The sequence below is a fragment of the Pseudomonas chaetocerotis genome (assembly GCF_015712105.2).
Classification (GTDB): Bacteria; Pseudomonadota; Gammaproteobacteria; order Pseudomonadales; family Pseudomonadaceae; genus Aquipseudomonas; species Aquipseudomonas chaetocerotis.
Window position 1 is genome coordinate 14,654 of record NZ_JACFYX020000012.1, and the last position, 17,301, is coordinate 31,954.

Consider the following 17,301-nt stretch of genomic DNA (forward strand, 5'->3'; position numbering starts at 1 on the left):
AGCGCTGTGCTCGTCGATGATCGTTCCCACGCTCCGCGTGGGAATGCAGCGCTCGACGCTCCAGCGCCAGAAGCCAACAGACGTGACGCGAAGCGTCGCTGGTGACGTACCCACGCCGGAGCGTGGGCACGATCTCCCTTATTGCCAGCCAGCGCGATCCATCAGCATGGTGGCTTCAGCCTGACGCTTGCCCGCCACTTCGGTCGCAACCGAGTCAGCCTTGAAGGTACCCCAGGCAGCCACTTCCTCGGACGGTGCGACCGCCGGGTTGGCCGGGAACTCCTGGTTGACGCCAGCGAAGATGCTCTGTGCTTCCGGGGTGGTCATCCACTCCAGCAGCTTCTTGGCCTGTTCGGCGTGCGGTGCATGCTTGGTCACACCGGCACCGGCCAGGTTGACGTGCACGCCACGGTCGTTCTGGTTCGGCCAGAAGGGTTTGACCTTCAGATCCGGCTGCTGCTTGTGCAGGCGACCGTAGTAGTAGGTGTTGGTGATGCCCACGTCGCACTGGCCGGCGTCGATGGCCTGCAGCAGTGCAGTGTCATCCGGGAACACATCGGTAGCCAAGTTGTTGACCCAGCCCTTGACGATCTCCTCGGTCTTCTCGGCGCCATGGGCTTCGATCAGGGTGGCGGTCAGCGACTGGTTATAGACCTTCTTGCTGGTGCGCAAGCACAGGCGGCCTTCCCAGTCCTTTTCAGCCAGGGCTTCGTAGGTGGACAACTCTTGCGGTTTGACGCGCTCGGTGGAGTAGAAAATGGTCCGCGCACGCAGCGACAGGCCCGTCCAGCTGTCGGTGCTGGAACGGTACTGGGCGGGGATATTGGCGTCGATCACGTCGGACTTGGTCGGCTGCAGCACGCCTTCCTGCTCGGCCTGCCAGAGGTTGCCGGCGTCGACGGTGATCAGCAGGTCAGCCGGCGTGTTGGCGCCTTCGGCCTTGAGACGAGCGATCAACGGGGCTTCCTTGTCAGTGATGAACTTCACCTTGACCCCGGTTTTCTCGGTGTAGGCATCGAATACCGGCTTGATCAGCTCGTCGATGCGGGCGGAATAGACCACCACTTCGTCGGCAGCCTGAACGGCAGTTGCCAGGGTGCTGAGAGTGAATGCAGCGAGAAGCGCGTTGCGAGCCTTCATGGGACCAGCCTCTTGTGAGTGAGCAAAGTGGCTGAATAGTAGTGAATGTTATTTGCCTTCTCAACGTAAACAGCAAGACAACACGCAGCAGTTATTACAAGTTACGTCCGCTCAGGCCCGCGCCAATTCCGGCAGGTCACCGGCCAGCCCAAGCGCCTGACGCACGAACAGCGCCTTGGCCTCGGCCTGACCGTCCACCAGATCGAGACCGACATTGCGCAGCAGGCGCAGCGGCAAGGGGTCGGCCTGGAACAGGCGCTGAAAGCCTTCCATCGCCACCATCATCGCCAGGTTGTGCGGCATGCGCCGACGCTCGAAACGGCTCAGCACGCGCTCATCGCTGAGGTGCTCACCCCGTTCAGCGGCATGCAGCAGCACCTCGGCCAGCACAGCAGCGTCAAGGAAACCCAGGTTGACCCCCTGCCCCGCCAGTGGATGGATGGTGTGCGCGGCATCGCCGATCAGCGCCAGCCCAGGCTCCACATAGTGCTTGGCATGACGCTGGCGCAGCGGGATGCACAGACGGCGATCAGCATGCAGCACCTTGCCCAGGCGTGACTCGAAGGCCTTGCTCAGCTCGATGCAGAAGGTTTCATCGTCCAGCGCCATCAGACGCTCGGCCTCCACCGGCACGGTCGACCAGACGATCGAGCACCAATGCTCGCCGGCAGGCCCTGCCAGCGGCAGGAAGGCCAGTGGACCATCGTCGGTGAAGCGTTGCCAGGCGGTGGCCTGATGCGGACGCTCGCAACGCACGCTGGTGACGATGGCATGGTGCAGATAATCCCATTCGCGCGTGGCGCAACCGGCCAGGCGCCGCACTGCGGAATTGGCGCCATCAGCCGCCACCAGCAGCGGCGCACGCAACTGACGGCCGCCTTCCAGGGTCAGCAACCAGTCGTCGCCGGAGCGGCGCAGTTGCTCCAGGCGTGCGCCGGGCAACAGACCGATCTGGCTGTCGTGCAGACGTTCGAGCAGGGCATCCTGCACCACGCGATTTTCGACGATATGACCAAGGGTCTCGGCATGCACACTGGCGGCGGCGAAGTGGATGCTGCCGGTGCCGGAGCCGTCCCACACGCGCATCTCGCCATAAGGACAGGCACGCCGCGCGGCGATGCCCTGCCAGGCACCCAGGCGCTGGAGAATGCGCTGACTGGCCATCGACAGTGCACTGACGCGCGGCTCGAACGGCGCCTGCACATCGAACGGCGCCACGCTCAGCGGGCTGCCATCGACGATCAGGATCTCCAGGCCACTGTGCTCCAGTGCCAAGGCCAGAGTACTGCCGACCATACCGGCACCGACGATGATCAGATCAGCGCGCATATCACTCCTCAAACCCTGGGGTGCGCCGTGCGCACCATGGTTTCCGATTGGTGTGCACGGCCTGGGCGGCGCCGCGACACTCTACGGAATTGCTCATAGATTGCGGGTTCCCATGCCCATGGCCTGGCGGGCGAACCAGCGCTTGGCCGGCGGCAGCAGGTCAAGGCCGAGCAACCCCAGGTTACGCCCGGCGGTCAGCAGCAGCTGCCCATTGCTGAACAGGCGCGTCACCTGGTCGGAGAAACCGACGGTCATTTGTTGATCGAGCTTTTGCCGTTGCTGGTAACGCTGCAGCGTGGCGAAATCCCCCAGCGCTGACTCGCTGCCGATCAGCACCTCGGCCAGCGCCAGGGTATCGCGCAGCGACAGGTTGTAGCCCTGACCGGCGATAGGGTGCAGGCTGTGCGCGGCGTTGCCCAGCACCACCAGATGCGGGCGCACCTGCTCCTGCGCCTCGACCAGGCTCAGCGGATAGAGATGTCGCGCACCCACCTGCTTCAAGGCGCCCAGGCGATAACCGAAAGCCTGCTGCAATTCACCGAGAAAGCTCGCCTCGCTGGCACGCAGCAGACGCTCGGCGTCAGCGGCAGCGCGCGTCCAGACCAGTGCACAACGGTTATCGCTCAGGGGTAGCAACGCCATCGGGCCGTCATCGGTAAAACGCTCGAAGGCCTGCCCGCGATGCGCTTCCAGCGGGCTGACGTTGGCGATCAGCGCACTCTGCCCATAAGGCTTGCTGCTGACGCCGATACCGAGCTGCTCACGCAGACCGGAGCGCCCACCGTCGGCAAGAATCGCCAGGTCGCAGTCGAGGCAGGTTTCGTCGTTCAGGGTCAGGCGATAGCCGTCGTCGAGGCGCTGCATGCCGACCACTTCGGCCGGGCAGCGCCACTCGATCACATCCTGATCCAGCGCCTGCCACAGACAATGGCCGAGCCAGGCGTTCTCCGCCACGTAACCGAGCGCCGGCACGCCTTCCTCGATGGCCTGCAGGCGCGTGGCGCCGAAGCGGCCGCGGTCGGAAACATGAATCTGCTGAATGGGCTCAGCCCGCTGGGCAATGCTCTGCCACAGGCCCAGGCGCTCGTAGATCAACCGGCTGCCATAGGACAGCGCGGTAGAGCGCGCGTCATAGCTGGGCTGGTACTCGCTGCCCGGCGCGAAGGGTTCGATCAGGGCGATGCGCCAGCCACGCTGGCGTGCCGTGTCCTGCAGGGCCAGCGCCAGGCTGGCGCCGACCAATCCGCCACCGATAATGGCCAACTGTACGCGTGACATGGGCTCAGGCCGCCTCGGTGCGCGCGGCCGCCATCAGTGCCTCGATCTCGGCAACGGTCTTGGGCACACCGTTGGTGAGAATCTCGCAACCCTTCTTGGTCACTACCACGTCGTCCTCGATGCGCACGCCGATGCCGCGCCATATCTTGGCGACCTTGTCGTTGTCGGTGGCGATGTAGATGCCCGGCTCCACGGTCATCGCCATGCCGACTTCCAGCACCCGCCATTCGCCGCCCACCTTGTAGTCGCCGACATCGTGCACATCCATCCCCAGCCAGTGGCCGGCGCGGTGCATATAGAAAGGTTTGTAGGCTTCGCTGACGATCAGCTCGTCGACATCGCCCTCGAGCAGGCCCAGTTCAACCAGACCGGCAGTGATCACCCGGACCGTGGCTTCGTGGGCTTCGTTCCAGTGCTTGCCCGGCGCGATTTCCTTGAATGCGGCTTCCTGCGAGGCCAGCACCAGCTCATAGATAGCCTTCTGCTCGGGGGAAAACCTGCCGCTGACCGGGAAGGTACGAGTGATGTCGCTGGCGTAGCAGTCGATCTCACAGCCGGCGTCGATCAACACCAGGTCGCCGTCCTTGAGCACCGCGTCGTTCTCGCGGTAGTGCAGGATGCAGGCATTGCGGCCGGCGGCGACGATACTTCCGTAGGCCGGCATCTTCGCTCCACCCTTGCGGAACTCGTAGTCCAGCTCGGCTTCCAGGTGATATTCGAACAGCCCGTCGCGACTCGCCTGCATCGCGCGTATGTGGGCACGCGCACTGATCTCGGCCGCTTCCTTCATCACCTTCACCTCGGCGGAGGACTTGTAAAGGCGCATGTCGTGCAGCAGATGGTTGAGGGCGACGAATTCGTTTGGCGGCGTGGCGCCCTGGCGCGCCTTGGCGCGGATATGGTTGACCCACTCCATCAGCCGATGATCGAACTCCTGATTGCTGCCGATGGCGTAGTAGACACGCTCGCGACCTTCGATCAGCCCCGGAAGAATGTCGTCGATGTCGCCAATGGGGAAGGCATCGTCGGCGCCAAACCGGCTGATCGCACCGTCCTGGCCGGCACGCAGGCCATCCCACAGCTCGCGCTCCGGATCGCGTTCACGGCAAAACAGCACATACTCACCGTGCTCGCGCCCAGGGATCAGCGCCATCACCGCTTCCGGCTCAGGGAAACCGGTGAGGTACTGGAAATCGCTGTCCTGACGGTAGACATGCTCGACGTCACGGTTGCGGATATACACCGGCGCCGCTGGCAGAATGGCGATGCTGTTGGGTTCCATCTGCGCCATCAGCGCCTTGCGCCGACGGGCATATTCGGACTTGGGGATGCTGATCAAGGCAGGCTCCAGCGAACAATCAGTGCAGGGACGGTTTGGCAGCAGGCGCCGCAGGCTTGGCGCACTCGGTGAACAGCAGCAGCGGCGCGACCCGCAGGTACTCCATGACCTCCATGTAGTCGCTCTCGCCATCCTCCGATTCTTCCAGTGCACTCTGCACCTGGGCGATGGCGGAGAGATCCTGCAACACTTCCATGGCTTCGGCACTCAGTGCACCGTCGCGAGCGGTCAGGCCGAAGCCACCGAGAAAGCCCTGACACCACTGGCCCAGAGCGACCGCGCGCTGCGCCAGCGGGGTTTCGTCATCCGGCAACAGCAGCACCACGGTGACGTCTTCGCTGCACAACTCACCCTTGACCATTTCCTGCAGACCGATCAACGCCTGGCGCACGCTGTCCTGCGGCTCGCCACCGAGCAGGTCGGCAGCGTCGAGCAGCCAGGCATCGGCATCGAAGCCGGCACCGGCACAGCTGCGGCCCAGCAGCAGGCCATGCAGCTCGGCAGGGGAAACGGAATGCCCGGCGCTGCTGAGCAGGGCGGCGAAGGCGGCGTAGGGAGAGCTTGGAATCGACATAGATAGCTAGGCGCCAGACGGCGCAATCTCTAGAATGGAGGCCTCGTATCCTAGCACCGGCAGACGCGGCAAGACCATCCGAGGCCGCCGGGGTGATGCCGTCATCTGCATCACACCACTGCTATCTGGGTTTGACCCGTAACCGGGACAGGCCTATACAGTCCAGCCAGCCATCCCATAGCGAGAGCCCATGGAAGACGCCGATCTGCACGCATTGACCGCCAAGCTGGAACTGCTGATCCAGCGTGTCGAGCAGCTAAAGGCTCACAACCGACTCCTGCTGGCGAATGAACAGGCCTGGCGTGAGGAACGCGCCCATCTGATCGAAAAGAACGAAATGGCCCGGCACAAGGTCGAATCGATGATTTCGCGCCTTAAAGCCCTGGAGCAGGACTCATGACCCAGTCGAACACCGTGACCGTCCACATTCTGGACAAAGAATATTGCATCACCTGCCCGCAGGACGAACGCGCCAATCTGGAAAGCGCGGCTCGCTACCTGGACGGCAAGATGCGCGAGATCCGTACCAGCGGCAAAGTGATCGGTGCCGACCGCGTCGCCGTGATGGCAGCCTTGAACATCACCCACGACCTGCTGCACAAGCAACAGCGCCTGGATCAGGACGCCAACTCCACCCGCCAGCAGGTGCGCGATCTGCTCGATCGTGTCGACCATGCGCTGGCCGACGACCCGAGCGCCTGAGCACCGTCATGCCTGCCAGTTCGTCGCAGGCCGCCCCGCAGACCCTCTGTTGGGGTATACTGGGCGCAACTTCCTGGGGTGTGCGCCAGTCGGTGATGTCCCTGAGCCGATACGCACAACCACGGGGGTTGCACGTTGGGGCCGGTGTGCATGTCCGCCTGACGGAAAGCCTTAACGCCTCCTGCAACCTCCACCTTGAACTTTCGGGTTCAAGGGCTAAACCGACAGCGGCACGCCGGGAAGTCATCATTTCCAGCAGTGACCTTCAGCGCTGCTACCCGCCTCGTCCAAGCCCCAATTCATGACTACGCCAGCCACGATCAGTCGCCCGCAACTGCGCCGCGTGCTGCGTCAGCGTCGTCGCGCGCTCAGCCGCAGCCAGCAACGTCTTGCCGCACGCAACCTGTATCGCCAGCTGGCACAAAGCCCGCAGTTTCGCCGCGCCAGGCATATCGCCCTGTACCTGCCCAACGATGGCGAAATCGACCCAAGGCCTTTGCTGGCCGCTGCACAGAAGCGCGGCAAACGCACCTACCTGCCGGTACTCAGCGCCTGGCCGCGCACCAAGATGGTGTTTCAGCGCGTCACTCGGCACGAGAAACTGGCGGGCAATCGCTTCCGCATCCTCGAGCCACGCACACAGCCCAAGCGACAACGCAAGGTCTGGGCGCTGGACCTGGTGCTGCTGCCGCTGGTGGGCTTCGATGATCGCGGCGGCCGCCTGGGCATGGGCGGCGGTTTCTACGACCGCAGCCTGGCTTACCTGCGCATGCGCAAAAATTGGCACATGCCGACACTACTGGGCCTGGCGCATGAATGTCAGCGCGTGGAAGAACTGGCGATGGCCAGCTGGGACGTGCCCTTGCAGGCAACGGTGACGGACAAGGCGTGGTATTGAATCGAAAGATGCGGCACCGCGTTCCCTGCGGCGCTTACGCTGGCAGTCCGCGAATCAGGGCTGCTGCGTTACATTGATCGGAGCGTCGCTCTGGCGCTCCCAAAAGCTCTGGGTGTAACCCGTGGTAACCACGCCCAGGCTGAACAGTACGACGAGAACCCACAAAAGATCTGGCTTGCGTTTCATCTATTGCCTCCCCCTTCAAGGCAATGCGCGCGTTGGTCGCGCGTTATTGTTGTGTGCAATACGACGGCGCCAAGCGTTAGCCGGGCATTGTCCGTCAGCGCCAAGCACTGTGCAATTTCTGGCGCCAACCGGCCGTCGGAGATATCCCTCAAACGAGCGTCCGTTTACGGACAGACCTGCAGGAGCAAAGTTCATGCCTCATTGGCTGATGAAGTCCGAACCCGATGAGTTGTCCATCCACGACCTGCAACGACTGGGCAAAGCGCGCTGGGATGGCGTACGCAATTACCAGGCGCGCAACTTCATGCGTGCGATGAAGCCCGGCGATCTGTTCTTCTTCTATCACTCCAGTTGCCCGCAACCCGGCATCGCCGGCATCGCGCGCATTGCCGGCGAGATCTACCCGGACCCCAGCGCACTGGACCCGCAAAGCCACTATCACGACCCCAAGGCCAGTACCGAGAAGAATCCCTGGAGCGCCCTGGACGTCGAGTTCGTCGAAGCTTTCGAGGAAGTGCTGGCGTTGCAGCAACTGAAGAACAATCCACTCCTGGCCGAACTGGCATTGGTACAACGTGGCAGTCGCCTGTCGGTGATGCCCGTGAGCGATGCTGAGTGGAAAGCAATTCTCGCCATGCATTGAGTCACATGCGGCACTGTGCTATCACCTCACAGAGCCAAGGAGTTTTCCATGCCGGCACCCTCCGTCTGGCCAGCGCGATTTGCGCTGGCGTTCCTGCTAATGGTGCTGAGTGGTGCCAGCGTCCTGCTTTGGCGTCAGATCGAGGCCGTGCAGCAGCAGCGCGTCGATGAGCGCATCGGCTACCAGGCACGCAGCCTGGCACGTCAGCTGGAAAGCACGCTGCACCTGGAAGTGGCCAGCCTCGAACGCATCGCCCGCTTGTGGAACAACTTGGGTCGTCTGCCGCGCGCCAGCTGGGATGATGAGGTAGAGCGTGCCATACGCGGCTTTCCGGTCTATCAATCAATCCAGTGGGTTGGCGACGACCTGCGCATGCGCTGGCTGCTGCCGGTGGCCGGCAACGAAGCGGCGCTGAACTTTCGCCTGTCCCCGGATCACCCGAACTACCCGCTGGCGATGGAGGCCCGCGAGAGCGGCGAGCAACGCTTTTCCAACAGCTTCGATCTGGTCCAGGGTGGACGCGGCTTCGTCCTCTACACACCGCTGTACCGCGAACAGGACGGCAGCAAGGTGTTCGACGGTTTCCTCCAGGGCGTTTTTCGCGTCGAAACGCTGATGCTGCAGTTGCTCACCCAGATCGATCGCGAAGCCTTCAACCTCGAGCTGCTGGAGAACAGTCATAGCTTGTTCCGTCATGGTGCAGCGGACACCGATGCGCGGCACAGCCTGCAACTGGGCCTGAGCCTGCTCAACAATCAGGACTTCAGTCTGCGCCTGAGCCCTACCGAACAATTGCTCGATCAACTCGAGTCGCCCCTGCCCGGCGTGGTACTCGGCGCCAGCCTGGCGATCAGCCTGCTACTGGTAGCCGCCCTGGCCCTGGCGCTGGAAAACAGCCGCCGTGCCCATGCCCTGCAACTGGCCAACCGCCGCTTCAAGCTGGAGGCCGAACGCCGCGAAGAGACCGAGCAGCGCCTGCGCGAAAACCGCGAACGCCTGCAACTGGTATTGGATCTGACCGATTCCAGCCATGACGGTCTGTTCATCTTCGATAGCAGCACCCGCGAACTGCTGCACATGAATCAGGCCACTTACGCCACACTCGGCTATCGCCCGGAGCAGTTCGCCGATCTGCTGCGCGATGATCCAGAGAAACTCCTGCCGGGCTTTCATCGTTGGCTGGAGCAGGCACGCCAGGCGCAGCGCGACAATCTCTCGCGGATTTCCCAGTGCGAGCTGATCCGCCGTGACGGCAGTCGCCAGCCCGCGGAAATCAACACGCAACTGGTGCAGCTACATGACCGCGAATACCTGATCGCTGTTTCCCGTGACAATAGCGAGCGCCTGCAACTGGAAGCGCAGCTGCAACGCCTGTCACAGCTCGACGGCCTGACCGGGCTCTACAACCGCCGCTACTTCGATCAGCAGCTGCAGGCCGAATGGCGTCGCCTGCGCCGTCTCGGCGCGCCCCTGGCGCTGCTGATGCTGGATATCGACCACTTCAAGGCCTACAACGATGCGCTCGGCCATCTCGCTGGCGACGACGCGCTGCGTAAAGTCAGTGCAGCCCTGCGCGAAAGCCAGCAACGCGAAGGCGACACGGCCTGTCGCTATGGCGGCGAGGAATTCGCCATCATTCTCGCCAACACCAACCTGGAGGGTGCCGAGCAGGTCGCTGCGCGTATTCATGCGGCCGTCGCCGGCCTGGATATCCCTCACCCCGCCAGCCCGTTTGGTCGGCTGACCCTGAGCATCGGCATCACGGTGGTTGACCCGGTGAAAGACGAACAACCAGGTGAGCTGCTCGCCCAGGGCGATCAGGCGCTGTATCGTGCCAAGCATGAGGGTCGCAATCGTACCTGTCTGTGGCAGCCTCCCCCGCTTGACGTGCATCAAGCCCCCTGAGGCGCATCTGACAGACAATGGACATGTCGTAAAAGCCCCCAGCCATGGGGCTCTACAGGGAAGCCGAAATGATCATCGCCAAACGTCACGTGTCCTACCTGATCGCCGTCGGTCTGGCCGTACTGGCAGCCGCGGCCTGGTGGCAACTGCGCCCGACCGGGCTGGGCGAGGGTTTCGCCAGTGGTAACGGACGAATCGAAGCCACCGAAGTGGATGTGGCGACCAAACTCGCCGGGCGCGTCGCCAGCATCGACGTCGACGAAGGTGACTTCGTCGAGCCTGGCCAGATTCTCGCCCGCATGGACACCCAGGTGCTCGAAGCCCAGTTAGCGCAGGCCCGTGCCCAGTTGCGCCAGGCAGAGAATGGCCAGATCACCGCCGCCAGCCAGATCAGTCTGCGCCAAAGCGAAAAGCTCGCAGCCGAGGCCGTGGTGCGCCAGCGCCAGGCGGAACTGGATGCCGCACGCAAACGTCACGCGCGCAGCGCCACGCTGGTCAAGCGCAACGCCCTGGCTCAGCAGACGCTGGATGACGACCTGGCCCGCCTGCAGAGTGCCGAAGCTGCGCTGGCAGCGGCGCGAGCTCAGGTCAGTTCCGCCGAGGCCGGTATTGCCGCCGCGCAATCGCAGGCCATCGAAGCGCAATCGGCGACCGAAGCGGCCCGCGCCAGCGTCGAGCGCCTGCAGGTGGATATCGACGACAGCCAGCTCAAGGCGCCGCGTGCCGGCCGCGTGCAATACCGCGTCACTCAACCCGGCGAAGTGCTGGGCGCCGGCGGCAAACTGCTCAATCTGGTGGACCTGACCGATGTCTACATGACCTTCTTCCTGCCCGAGCGCCAGGCAGGCCGCGTCGCCCTGGGCAGCGAGGTGCGCCTGGTGATCGACGCCGCGCCGCAATACGTGATTCCGGCCAAGGTCAGTTATGTCGCCAGCGTCGCCCAGTTCACGCCAAAAACCGTGGAAACCGCCAGCGAGCGCGAGAAACTGATGTTCCGGGTCAAGGCGCGCATTGACCCCGAGCTACTGAGCAAGCACCTGCAGCAGGTAAAAACCGGTGTACCCGGCATGGCCTACCTGCGCCTCGATCCTGAAGCCGAGTGGCCCGCTCATCTGGCGATCAAGGTTCCACAATGAACACTGCGGTCGCACGCCTGGCCGGCGTCGGCCTGCGCTATGGCAAGACCCACGCCCTGCAGCAGGTCAACCTGACGCTGCCAGCCCGTTGCATGGTTGGCCTGATCGGCCCGGACGGCGTCGGAAAATCCAGCCTGCTGGCACTGATTGCCGGGGCGCGCCAGTTGCAGGACGGCTGCGTCGAGGTGCTCGGTGGCGACATGGCCGAAGCCCGCCATCGGCGCAACGTCTGCCCGCATATCGCCTACATGCCCCAGGGCCTCGGCAAAAACCTGTATCCGACGCTGTCGGTATTCGAGAACCTGGATTTCTTCGGTCGCCTGTTCGGCCAGGATGCTGCCGAGCGCGAGCGGCGTATCGACGATCTGCTGCGCAGCACCGGCATGGCCGCCTTCCGAGAGCGCCCCGCCGGTAAACTGTCCGGCGGTATGAAGCAGAAACTCGGGCTGTGCTGCGCGCTGATCCATGACCCGGATCTACTGATCCTCGACGAGCCAACCACCGGCGTCGACCCGCTGTCGCGCAATCAGTTCTGGGAGCTGATCGCGCGCATCCGTGAACAGCGCCCACAGATGAGCGTATTGGTAGCCACCGCGTACATGGAGGAAGCCGAGCGTTTTGACCACTTGGTGGCAATGGACGCGGGCCGCGTGCTCGCCGAAGGCAGCCCAGCCGAATTGCGCACTCAGACCGGAAGCGCCAACCTGGAGCAGGCCTTTATCGCCCTGCTGCCCGAGGAGCGCCGGCGTGACCATCAGCAGGTGATAATTGCGCCACTGCAAGACAGCAACGAGATCGCCATCGAGGCCAAGGGCCTGACCATGCGCTTCGGTGATTTCGTCGCCGTCGATTCAGTGTCGTTTCGCATCCGCCGTGGTGAGATTTTCGGCTTCCTCGGCTCCAACGGCTGCGGCAAGAGCACCACCATGAAGATGCTCACCGGCCTGCTGCCGGCCAGCGAAGGCGAGGCGCTGCTGTTCGGCCAGATGATCGACCCGCGCGACATGGCCACGCGCAAGCGGGTCGGCTACATGTCCCAGGCGTTCTCCCTGTACGGCGAGCTGACGGTGCGGCAAAACCTGGTGCTGCACGCCCAGCTGTTCCACGTTCCCCGCGACGACATTGGCCCACGGGTGGCGCAGATGGCCGAGCGTTTCGACCTCGGCGACGTCATGGACATGCTCCCCGAACGCCTGCCGCTTGGCATTCGCCAGCGCCTGTCGCTGGCTGTTGCGGTGATCCACAAGCCGGAGATCCTGATCCTCGACGAACCCACCTCTGGGGTCGATCCGGTCGCCCGCGACGGCTTCTGGCAACTGATGCTCGACCTCTCGCGCAACGACGGCGTGACCATCTTCATCTCCACCCATTTCATGAACGAGGCGCAGCGCTGCGACCGCATCTCGCTGATGCACGCTGGCAAGGTACTCGACAGCGACACGCCGCAGGGGCTGATGGACAAGCGCGGGCTGGACAGCCTGGAGGCCACCTTCATCGCCTACCTGCAGGAGGCGGTCGGCGAGCAACCGACCACCACCGCACCGCCGCTGGAACAGACACCCCCGTCACAGCGTCAACGCTTCAGCCTGCGCCGCCTGCTCAGCTATGCCCAGCGCGAAGCGCTGGAGCTGCGCAGAGACCCGATTCGCGGCAGCATGGCCCTGCTCGGAACGGTGTTACTGCTGTTCATCATCGGTTACGGCATCAGCCTGGATGTGGAGGACCTGACCTTCGCCGTACTGGATCGCGACCAGACCACCACCAGCCAGCAATACCACCTCAATCTGTCCGGCTCGCGCTACTTCCTGGAGAAAGCGCCGCTCTCCGACTACGCCGAGCTGGAGCGGCGCCTGCGTAATGGTGACATCAGCCTGGCGGTGGAAATTCCGCCGCACTTCGGTCGTGACCTCAAGCGCGGCGCAAGTCCACAGATCGGCATGTGGATCGACGGCGCCATGCCGACCCGCGCCGAGACCATCAAGGGCTACGTCACCGGCCTGCACCAGCACTACCTGAGCGAGCTGGCGCGCAGCTCGTCACAACCGCAGGCAGCCAACGCCGCCGAGCTGGAGGTGCGCTATCGCTACAACCCGGACGTGGAAAGCCTCAAGGCCATGGTGCCGGCGGTGATACCGCTGCTGCTGATGTTGATTCCGGCGATGCTCACCGCGCTTGGCGTGGTGCGCGAGAAGGAACTGGGCTCGATCATCAACCTCTACGTCACTCCCGTCACACGCCTGGAGTTCCTGCTCGGCAAGCAATTACCCTACATCGCCCTGGGTCTGTTCAACTTCATCCTCCTGATGCTGCTGGCAGTCACCGTGTTCGACGTGCCGCTCAAGGGCAATCCGCTGACCTTGCTGGCCGGCGCCCTGCTCTACCTGGCCTGTTCCACCGGCCTCGGCCTGCTCATGTCGACCTTTACCAAGAGTCAGATCGCCGCCGTGTTCGGCACCGCCATCGTCACCTTGCTGCCAGCCATTCAGTTTTCCGGGCTGATCTACCCGGTGGCATCACTGGAAGGCGCAGGCGCCGTGATCGGCCAGCTCTACCCGACCTCGCAGTTTCTGGTGATCAGCCGCGGCATCTTCTCCAAGGCACTGGAGCTGCAGGACCTGGCCGACTGCTTCGCCGCCCTGATGCTGACCATCCCGCTGCTGACGCTGCTCAGCGCCGGCCTGCTGCGCAAACAGGAACGCTGATGAAACGCCTGGCCAATATCCTGCACCTCGGCATCAAGGAGCTGCGCAGCCTGCAACATGACCTGGCATTGGTGCTGCTGATCCTCTGGGCGTTCAGCATGGGCATCTACTCGGCTGCCACCAGCATGCCGGAGAGCCTGCATAACGCTGCCATCGCCGTGGTCGACGAAGACCAGTCGCAGCTCTCCGAGCGACTGATCCAGGCCTTCCAGGAACCCTATTTCCGTACCCCCGAGCGTATCGACCTGAGCGAGATGGATCGCGGCATGGACTCCGGACGCTACACCTTCACCCTGAACATTCCGCCGAACTTCCAGCGCGATGTACTCGCCGGCCGCAGCCCGGCGATCCAGCTCAACGTCGATGCCACCCAGGTGAGCATGGCCTTCACGGGTGCCGGCTACATCCAGAACATCGGCGCCAGCGAAGTAGCCGAGTTCGTCCGTCGCTATCGAGGCGAGCTGCAGCAGCCGGCCGAACTGGCGCTGCGCATACAGTTCAACCCGAATCTGACGCGCGCCTGGTTCGGCTCGGTGATGGAGGTGATCAACCAGATCACCATGCTGTCGATCATCCTCACCGGCGCGGCACTGATTCGCGAGCGCGAGCATGGCACCGTCGAACACCTGCTGGTGATGCCGGTGACGCCGCTGGAGATCATGCTGGCGAAGGTATGGTCGATGGGGCTGGTGGTACTGACGGCGGCGACGCTGTCGCTGCTGCTGGTGGTGCAGGGCTGGCTGCAGGTGCCGATAGAGGGCTCCATCGCGCTGTTCCTGCTCGGTGCGGCGCTGCACCTGTTCGCCACCACCTCGATGGGCATTTTCTTCGGCACCGTGGCGCGCTCGATGCCGCAGCTGGGCCTGCTGATCATCATCGTGCTATTGCCGCTACAGATCCTCTCCGGCGGCACTACGCCGCGCGAGAGCATGCCCGAGCTGGTGCAGCAGATCATGCTGGCGGCACCGACCACCCACTTCGTCGCACTGGCCCAGGCCATTCTCTATCGCGGTGCAGGGTTCGCGATCATCTGGCCTTACATGCTGGCCATCGCCGCCATCGGCACACTGTTCTTCGTCGCGGCGCTGACGCGCTTTCGCAAGACCCTGGCGCAGATGGCCTGAACAAACTGTAGGAGCGGCTTCAGCCGCGAATCACTTTGGCCTTCACCGCCGCAGCGGCGCCCGAACGCCAGGGATTCGCCGCTACTGAATGATCAGGTTGTTGAACAGCAGGTCCTCGACGATGGGCTTGCCCTCTTCGCCGTTGATCGCGTCCTGCACCTTCTTCAATGCTTCCAGGCGCAGATTCTCACGGCCATCGGGGGCGTTGATGGTCTCACTGGTCTGCGCCGAGAACAGCATCACCAACTGATGACGGATCAGCGGCTCATGCTGCTTGAGCTTCTCCTCGGCTTCGGTGCCAGTCACCCGCAGGGACACGTCGGCCTTGAAGAACTTCAGACGATTGCCCTGATCCGCCAGGTTGCCGATCAGCGCCGGGAACAGGTTGTGATAAATCGTCGTAGGTACCTCCTCCTTCTCCTCCGAAGAGGCCAGGGCAGGCAGGCAAATCGACAGGCTCAGCAGCAGGGCGGTCAACAGTTTCACGTTCGGCACTCCATCGGGGATGTGCCTAGCATAGCCATCCACAAGTCTGCACCCAAGCCCGGTGCTTATGCCAAGCTATCAGGCTCCGGCATGCTCGTTGACCCTCGGCGGGCGCTTTCTACACTGCAAGGCACCCTGCAAGAGGAATGACCTTGATGAAAGCCCTGCTGTGCAAAGCCTTCGGCCCCGCCGACACCCTGGTACTGGAAGACCTGCCAAACCCTGAACCGAAAAAGAACGAGGTGCTGATCGAGGTGCAGGCCGCCGGGGTCAACTTCCCCGACACGCTGATCATCGAAGGCAAATACCAGTTCAAGCCACCCTTCCCTTTTGCCCCGGGTGGCGAGGTAGCGGGCGTGGTCAAGGCCGTTGGCGAGAAGGTCAGCCACCTGCGCGTCGGTGACCGGGTCATGGCGCTGACTGGTTGGGGCGGCTTCGCCGAAGAAGTCGCCGTGCCGGCCTACAACGTGCTGCCGGTGCCCAAGAGCATGGACCTGACCACCGCAGCTGCCTTCGGCATGACCTATGGCACCTCGATGCATGCCCTCAAGCAACGCGCCAACCTGCAAGCCGGGGAAACCTTGCTGGTGCTCGGCGCCTCCGGCGGCGTCGGCCTGGCGGCGGTGGAAATCGGCAAGGCCATGGGCGCCAAGGTCATCGCTGCGGCGAGTAGCGCCGAGAAACTGGAAGTGGCGCGCAAAGCCGGCGCCGACGAGCTGATCAACTACAGCGAGCAGAGCCTGAAGGACGAAGTGAAGAAACTCACTGGCGGCCAGGGCGTGGACGTGATCTACGACCCGGTGGGCGGCGCACTGTTCGAGGAAGCCTTCCGCAGCATCGGCTGGAATGGTCGCTTCCTGGTCGTGGGCTTCGCCGCCGGCGGTGGCATCCCTGCCCTGCCGGCCAACCTGCCTTTGCTCAAGGGCGCTTCGCTGGTCGGCGTGTTCTGGGGTTCGTTCGCTCAGCGCCAACCGCAGGACAACGCCGACAACTTCCAGCAACTGTTCGCCTGGCATGCCGAAGGCAAGCTCAAGCCGCTGGTGTCGCAGACCTTCCCGTTGGAGCGCGGCGGTGAAGCGATCGATGCGCTTGGCCAGCGCAAAGCCGTCGGCAAGGTGGTAGTGGAAGTCAGGTAGGGTGCGCCGCGCGCACCGAAGCTATTCGCAATGACGTAAACAGGGCCGCCCTCGGGGCGGCCTTTTGCCAACGCGGCGCAGGGTTTCAGCCGCCGTTTGATCCCTATGGATGACTGGCGCGATTCGGTCGCAGCCAAGAACGAGGAAACGGGCTCGACCGGGTCAATTCATCAGGTTCGGCACTGGAGAAACTCTGCCGCTAAAAAGCAGAGCAGGTTGCTTTGAGTCTTGACGCCAGACCGGCTAATGGGTGTCCCCTATTGTTCTACCTCGCGCCAGTAAATATTTTCTGGTAAGGGCTGATTCTGATTGAATCGGGAGAAAACTTCGATCACATCGTCAATATTAAACCACTCATCTTTCTTTAATTGAACACGCCCTGCACCAAACGACAGCAAGCTCCCATCTTCAAAGTTCGTGCTGGAATTTGAATGATACCCTCTAAACAGAGCTTTACTTTCTGCGTCATATCTCTCAATAAAGCAAGTAAATCTGCCTCCTGCCACTTGCACATAATTACCGTCGTCGTCAGTAATGCATGCGTATGAGCTAGGACCGTAGCTTTTTAATTTTTTTAACACTTTTACAAGCTGCGCCTGGTTAACGTCAATTATCACGGGACTATTTTCGGCTTCGAGCTTCATGTTCCTCACCTTCACGGCACATAAACTGTTGTAGCGCTTTCGATGACTTCGCCTTTTAGCCGTCCCTTCCCTTGCGCCC

The 17,301-nt window shown here is 63.1% G+C and carries 17 protein-coding genes and 1 other RNA gene; 10 read left to right on the top strand and 8 right to left on the bottom strand.

The annotated features are described in order from the left end of the window. Window positions 1–138: 138 nt before the first annotated feature. The 5 genes from H3221_RS19815 to H3221_RS19835 form a co-directional block, all read right to left on the bottom strand. Entirely contained in the window at window positions 139–1,140 is a 1,002-nt protein-coding gene (locus tag H3221_RS19815) for an extracellular solute-binding protein (protein ID WP_196475180.1), read from the bottom strand. Window positions 1,141–1,251: 111 nt separating this feature from the next. Next, entirely contained in the window at window positions 1,252–2,469 is a 1,218-nt protein-coding gene (locus tag H3221_RS19820) for a 2-octaprenyl-3-methyl-6-methoxy-1,4-benzoquinol hydroxylase (protein WP_196475179.1), read from the bottom strand. Between the two features lie 93 nt (window positions 2,470–2,562). Beyond that, window positions 2,563–3,747: a 2-octaprenyl-6-methoxyphenyl hydroxylase gene (ubiH, locus tag H3221_RS19825; protein WP_196475178.1), complete on the bottom strand. Its 1,185-nt coding sequence runs from the start codon at window positions 3,745–3,747 to the stop codon at window positions 2,563–2,565. Window positions 3,748–3,751: 4 nt separating this feature from the next. Then, window positions 3,752–5,086 (bottom strand): Xaa-Pro aminopeptidase, encoded by a 1,335-nt coding sequence (pepP, locus tag H3221_RS19830; protein WP_196475177.1) that lies wholly within the window; start codon window positions 5,084–5,086, stop codon window positions 3,752–3,754. A 19-nt stretch (window positions 5,087–5,105) separates the two neighbouring features. After that, entirely contained in the window at window positions 5,106–5,660 is a 555-nt protein-coding gene (locus H3221_RS19835; protein ID WP_192984077.1) for a YecA/YgfB family protein, read from the bottom strand. A 190-nt stretch (window positions 5,661–5,850) separates the two neighbouring features. Here H3221_RS19835 and H3221_RS19840 point away from each other — a divergent pair, with 190 nt between their 5' ends. The 4 genes from H3221_RS19840 to H3221_RS19855 all read left to right on the top strand — a co-directional run bounded on the left by H3221_RS19840 (window position 5,851) and on the right by H3221_RS19855 (window position 7,260). Next, window positions 5,851–6,060, top strand: a complete 210-nt coding sequence (locus H3221_RS19840; RefSeq protein WP_003458652.1) for a TIGR02449 family protein — start codon at window positions 5,851–5,853, stop codon at window positions 6,058–6,060. Beyond that, the gene (locus H3221_RS19845) at window positions 6,057–6,362 is read left to right on the top strand and encodes a cell division protein ZapA (RefSeq protein WP_196475176.1); all 306 of its coding nucleotides are present in this window, start codon (window positions 6,057–6,059) and stop codon (window positions 6,360–6,362) included. Before H3221_RS19840 ends, H3221_RS19845 begins: the two co-directional genes overlap by 4 nt. Window positions 6,363–6,429: 67 nt before the next feature. Further along, window positions 6,430–6,608: non-coding RNA, 6S RNA (gene ssrS, locus H3221_RS19850), on the top strand. Between the two features lie 55 nt (window positions 6,609–6,663). Beyond that, window positions 6,664–7,260, top strand: a complete 597-nt coding sequence (locus H3221_RS19855; RefSeq protein WP_196475175.1) for a 5-formyltetrahydrofolate cyclo-ligase — start codon at window positions 6,664–6,666, stop codon at window positions 7,258–7,260. A 54-nt stretch (window positions 7,261–7,314) separates the two neighbouring features. Here H3221_RS19855 and H3221_RS25660 read toward each other — a convergent pair whose 3' ends face one another. Continuing rightward, window positions 7,315–7,446 (bottom strand): hypothetical protein, encoded by a 132-nt coding sequence (locus H3221_RS25660; RefSeq protein ID WP_256667014.1) that lies wholly within the window; start codon window positions 7,444–7,446, stop codon window positions 7,315–7,317. A 193-nt stretch (window positions 7,447–7,639) separates the two neighbouring features. Here H3221_RS25660 and H3221_RS19860 point away from each other — a divergent pair, with 193 nt between their 5' ends. Genes H3221_RS19860 through H3221_RS19880 form a run of 5 tightly spaced genes read left to right on the top strand, consistent with a single transcriptional unit; the run spans window position 7,640 to window position 14,956 of the window. Continuing rightward, window positions 7,640–8,089 (top strand): EVE domain-containing protein, encoded by a 450-nt coding sequence (locus tag H3221_RS19860; protein WP_196475174.1) that lies wholly within the window; start codon window positions 7,640–7,642, stop codon window positions 8,087–8,089. 48 nt (window positions 8,090–8,137) lie between these two features. Beyond that, window positions 8,138–9,994 (top strand): sensor domain-containing diguanylate cyclase, encoded by a 1,857-nt coding sequence (locus tag H3221_RS19865; RefSeq protein WP_196475173.1) that lies wholly within the window; start codon window positions 8,138–8,140, stop codon window positions 9,992–9,994. 44 nt (window positions 9,995–10,038) lie between these two features. Further along, entirely contained in the window at window positions 10,039–11,130 is a 1,092-nt protein-coding gene (locus H3221_RS19870; protein ID WP_196475172.1) for an HlyD family secretion protein, read from the top strand. Next, window positions 11,127–13,832: a ribosome-associated ATPase/putative transporter RbbA gene (gene rbbA, locus H3221_RS19875; RefSeq protein WP_196475171.1), complete on the top strand. Its 2,706-nt coding sequence runs from the start codon at window positions 11,127–11,129 to the stop codon at window positions 13,830–13,832. Before H3221_RS19870 ends, rbbA begins: the two co-directional genes overlap by 4 nt. Further along, window positions 13,832–14,956 carry an ABC transporter permease gene (locus H3221_RS19880; RefSeq protein ID WP_196475170.1) on the top strand — a complete coding sequence of 375 codons (1,125 nt, stop codon included), beginning with the start codon at window positions 13,832–13,834 and terminating at the stop codon, window positions 14,954–14,956. The genes rbbA and H3221_RS19880 overlap by 1 nt, the downstream gene beginning before the upstream one ends. A gap of 81 nt (window positions 14,957–15,037) precedes the next feature. Here H3221_RS19880 and H3221_RS19885 read toward each other — a convergent pair whose 3' ends face one another. Next, window positions 15,038–15,442, bottom strand: coding sequence for a flagellar basal body-associated FliL family protein (locus H3221_RS19885; protein ID WP_196475169.1), 405 nt, complete (start codon window positions 15,440–15,442; stop codon window positions 15,038–15,040). A 155-nt stretch (window positions 15,443–15,597) separates the two neighbouring features. On the opposite strand from H3221_RS19885, the gene H3221_RS19890 reads away from it, so the two are divergent. Continuing rightward, on the top strand, window positions 15,598–16,578 hold the full coding sequence (locus H3221_RS19890; protein WP_196475168.1) for an NADPH:quinone oxidoreductase family protein: 981 nt from the start codon (window positions 15,598–15,600) through the stop codon (window positions 16,576–16,578). A gap of 257 nt (window positions 16,579–16,835) precedes the next feature. On the opposite strand, the gene H3221_RS19895 is transcribed toward H3221_RS19890, so the two are convergent. After that, complete coding sequence (locus H3221_RS19895) at window positions 16,836–17,222, bottom strand: hypothetical protein (protein WP_196475167.1); 387 nt, start codon at window positions 17,220–17,222, stop codon at window positions 16,836–16,838. Between the last annotated feature and the right edge of the window lie 79 nt (window positions 17,223–17,301).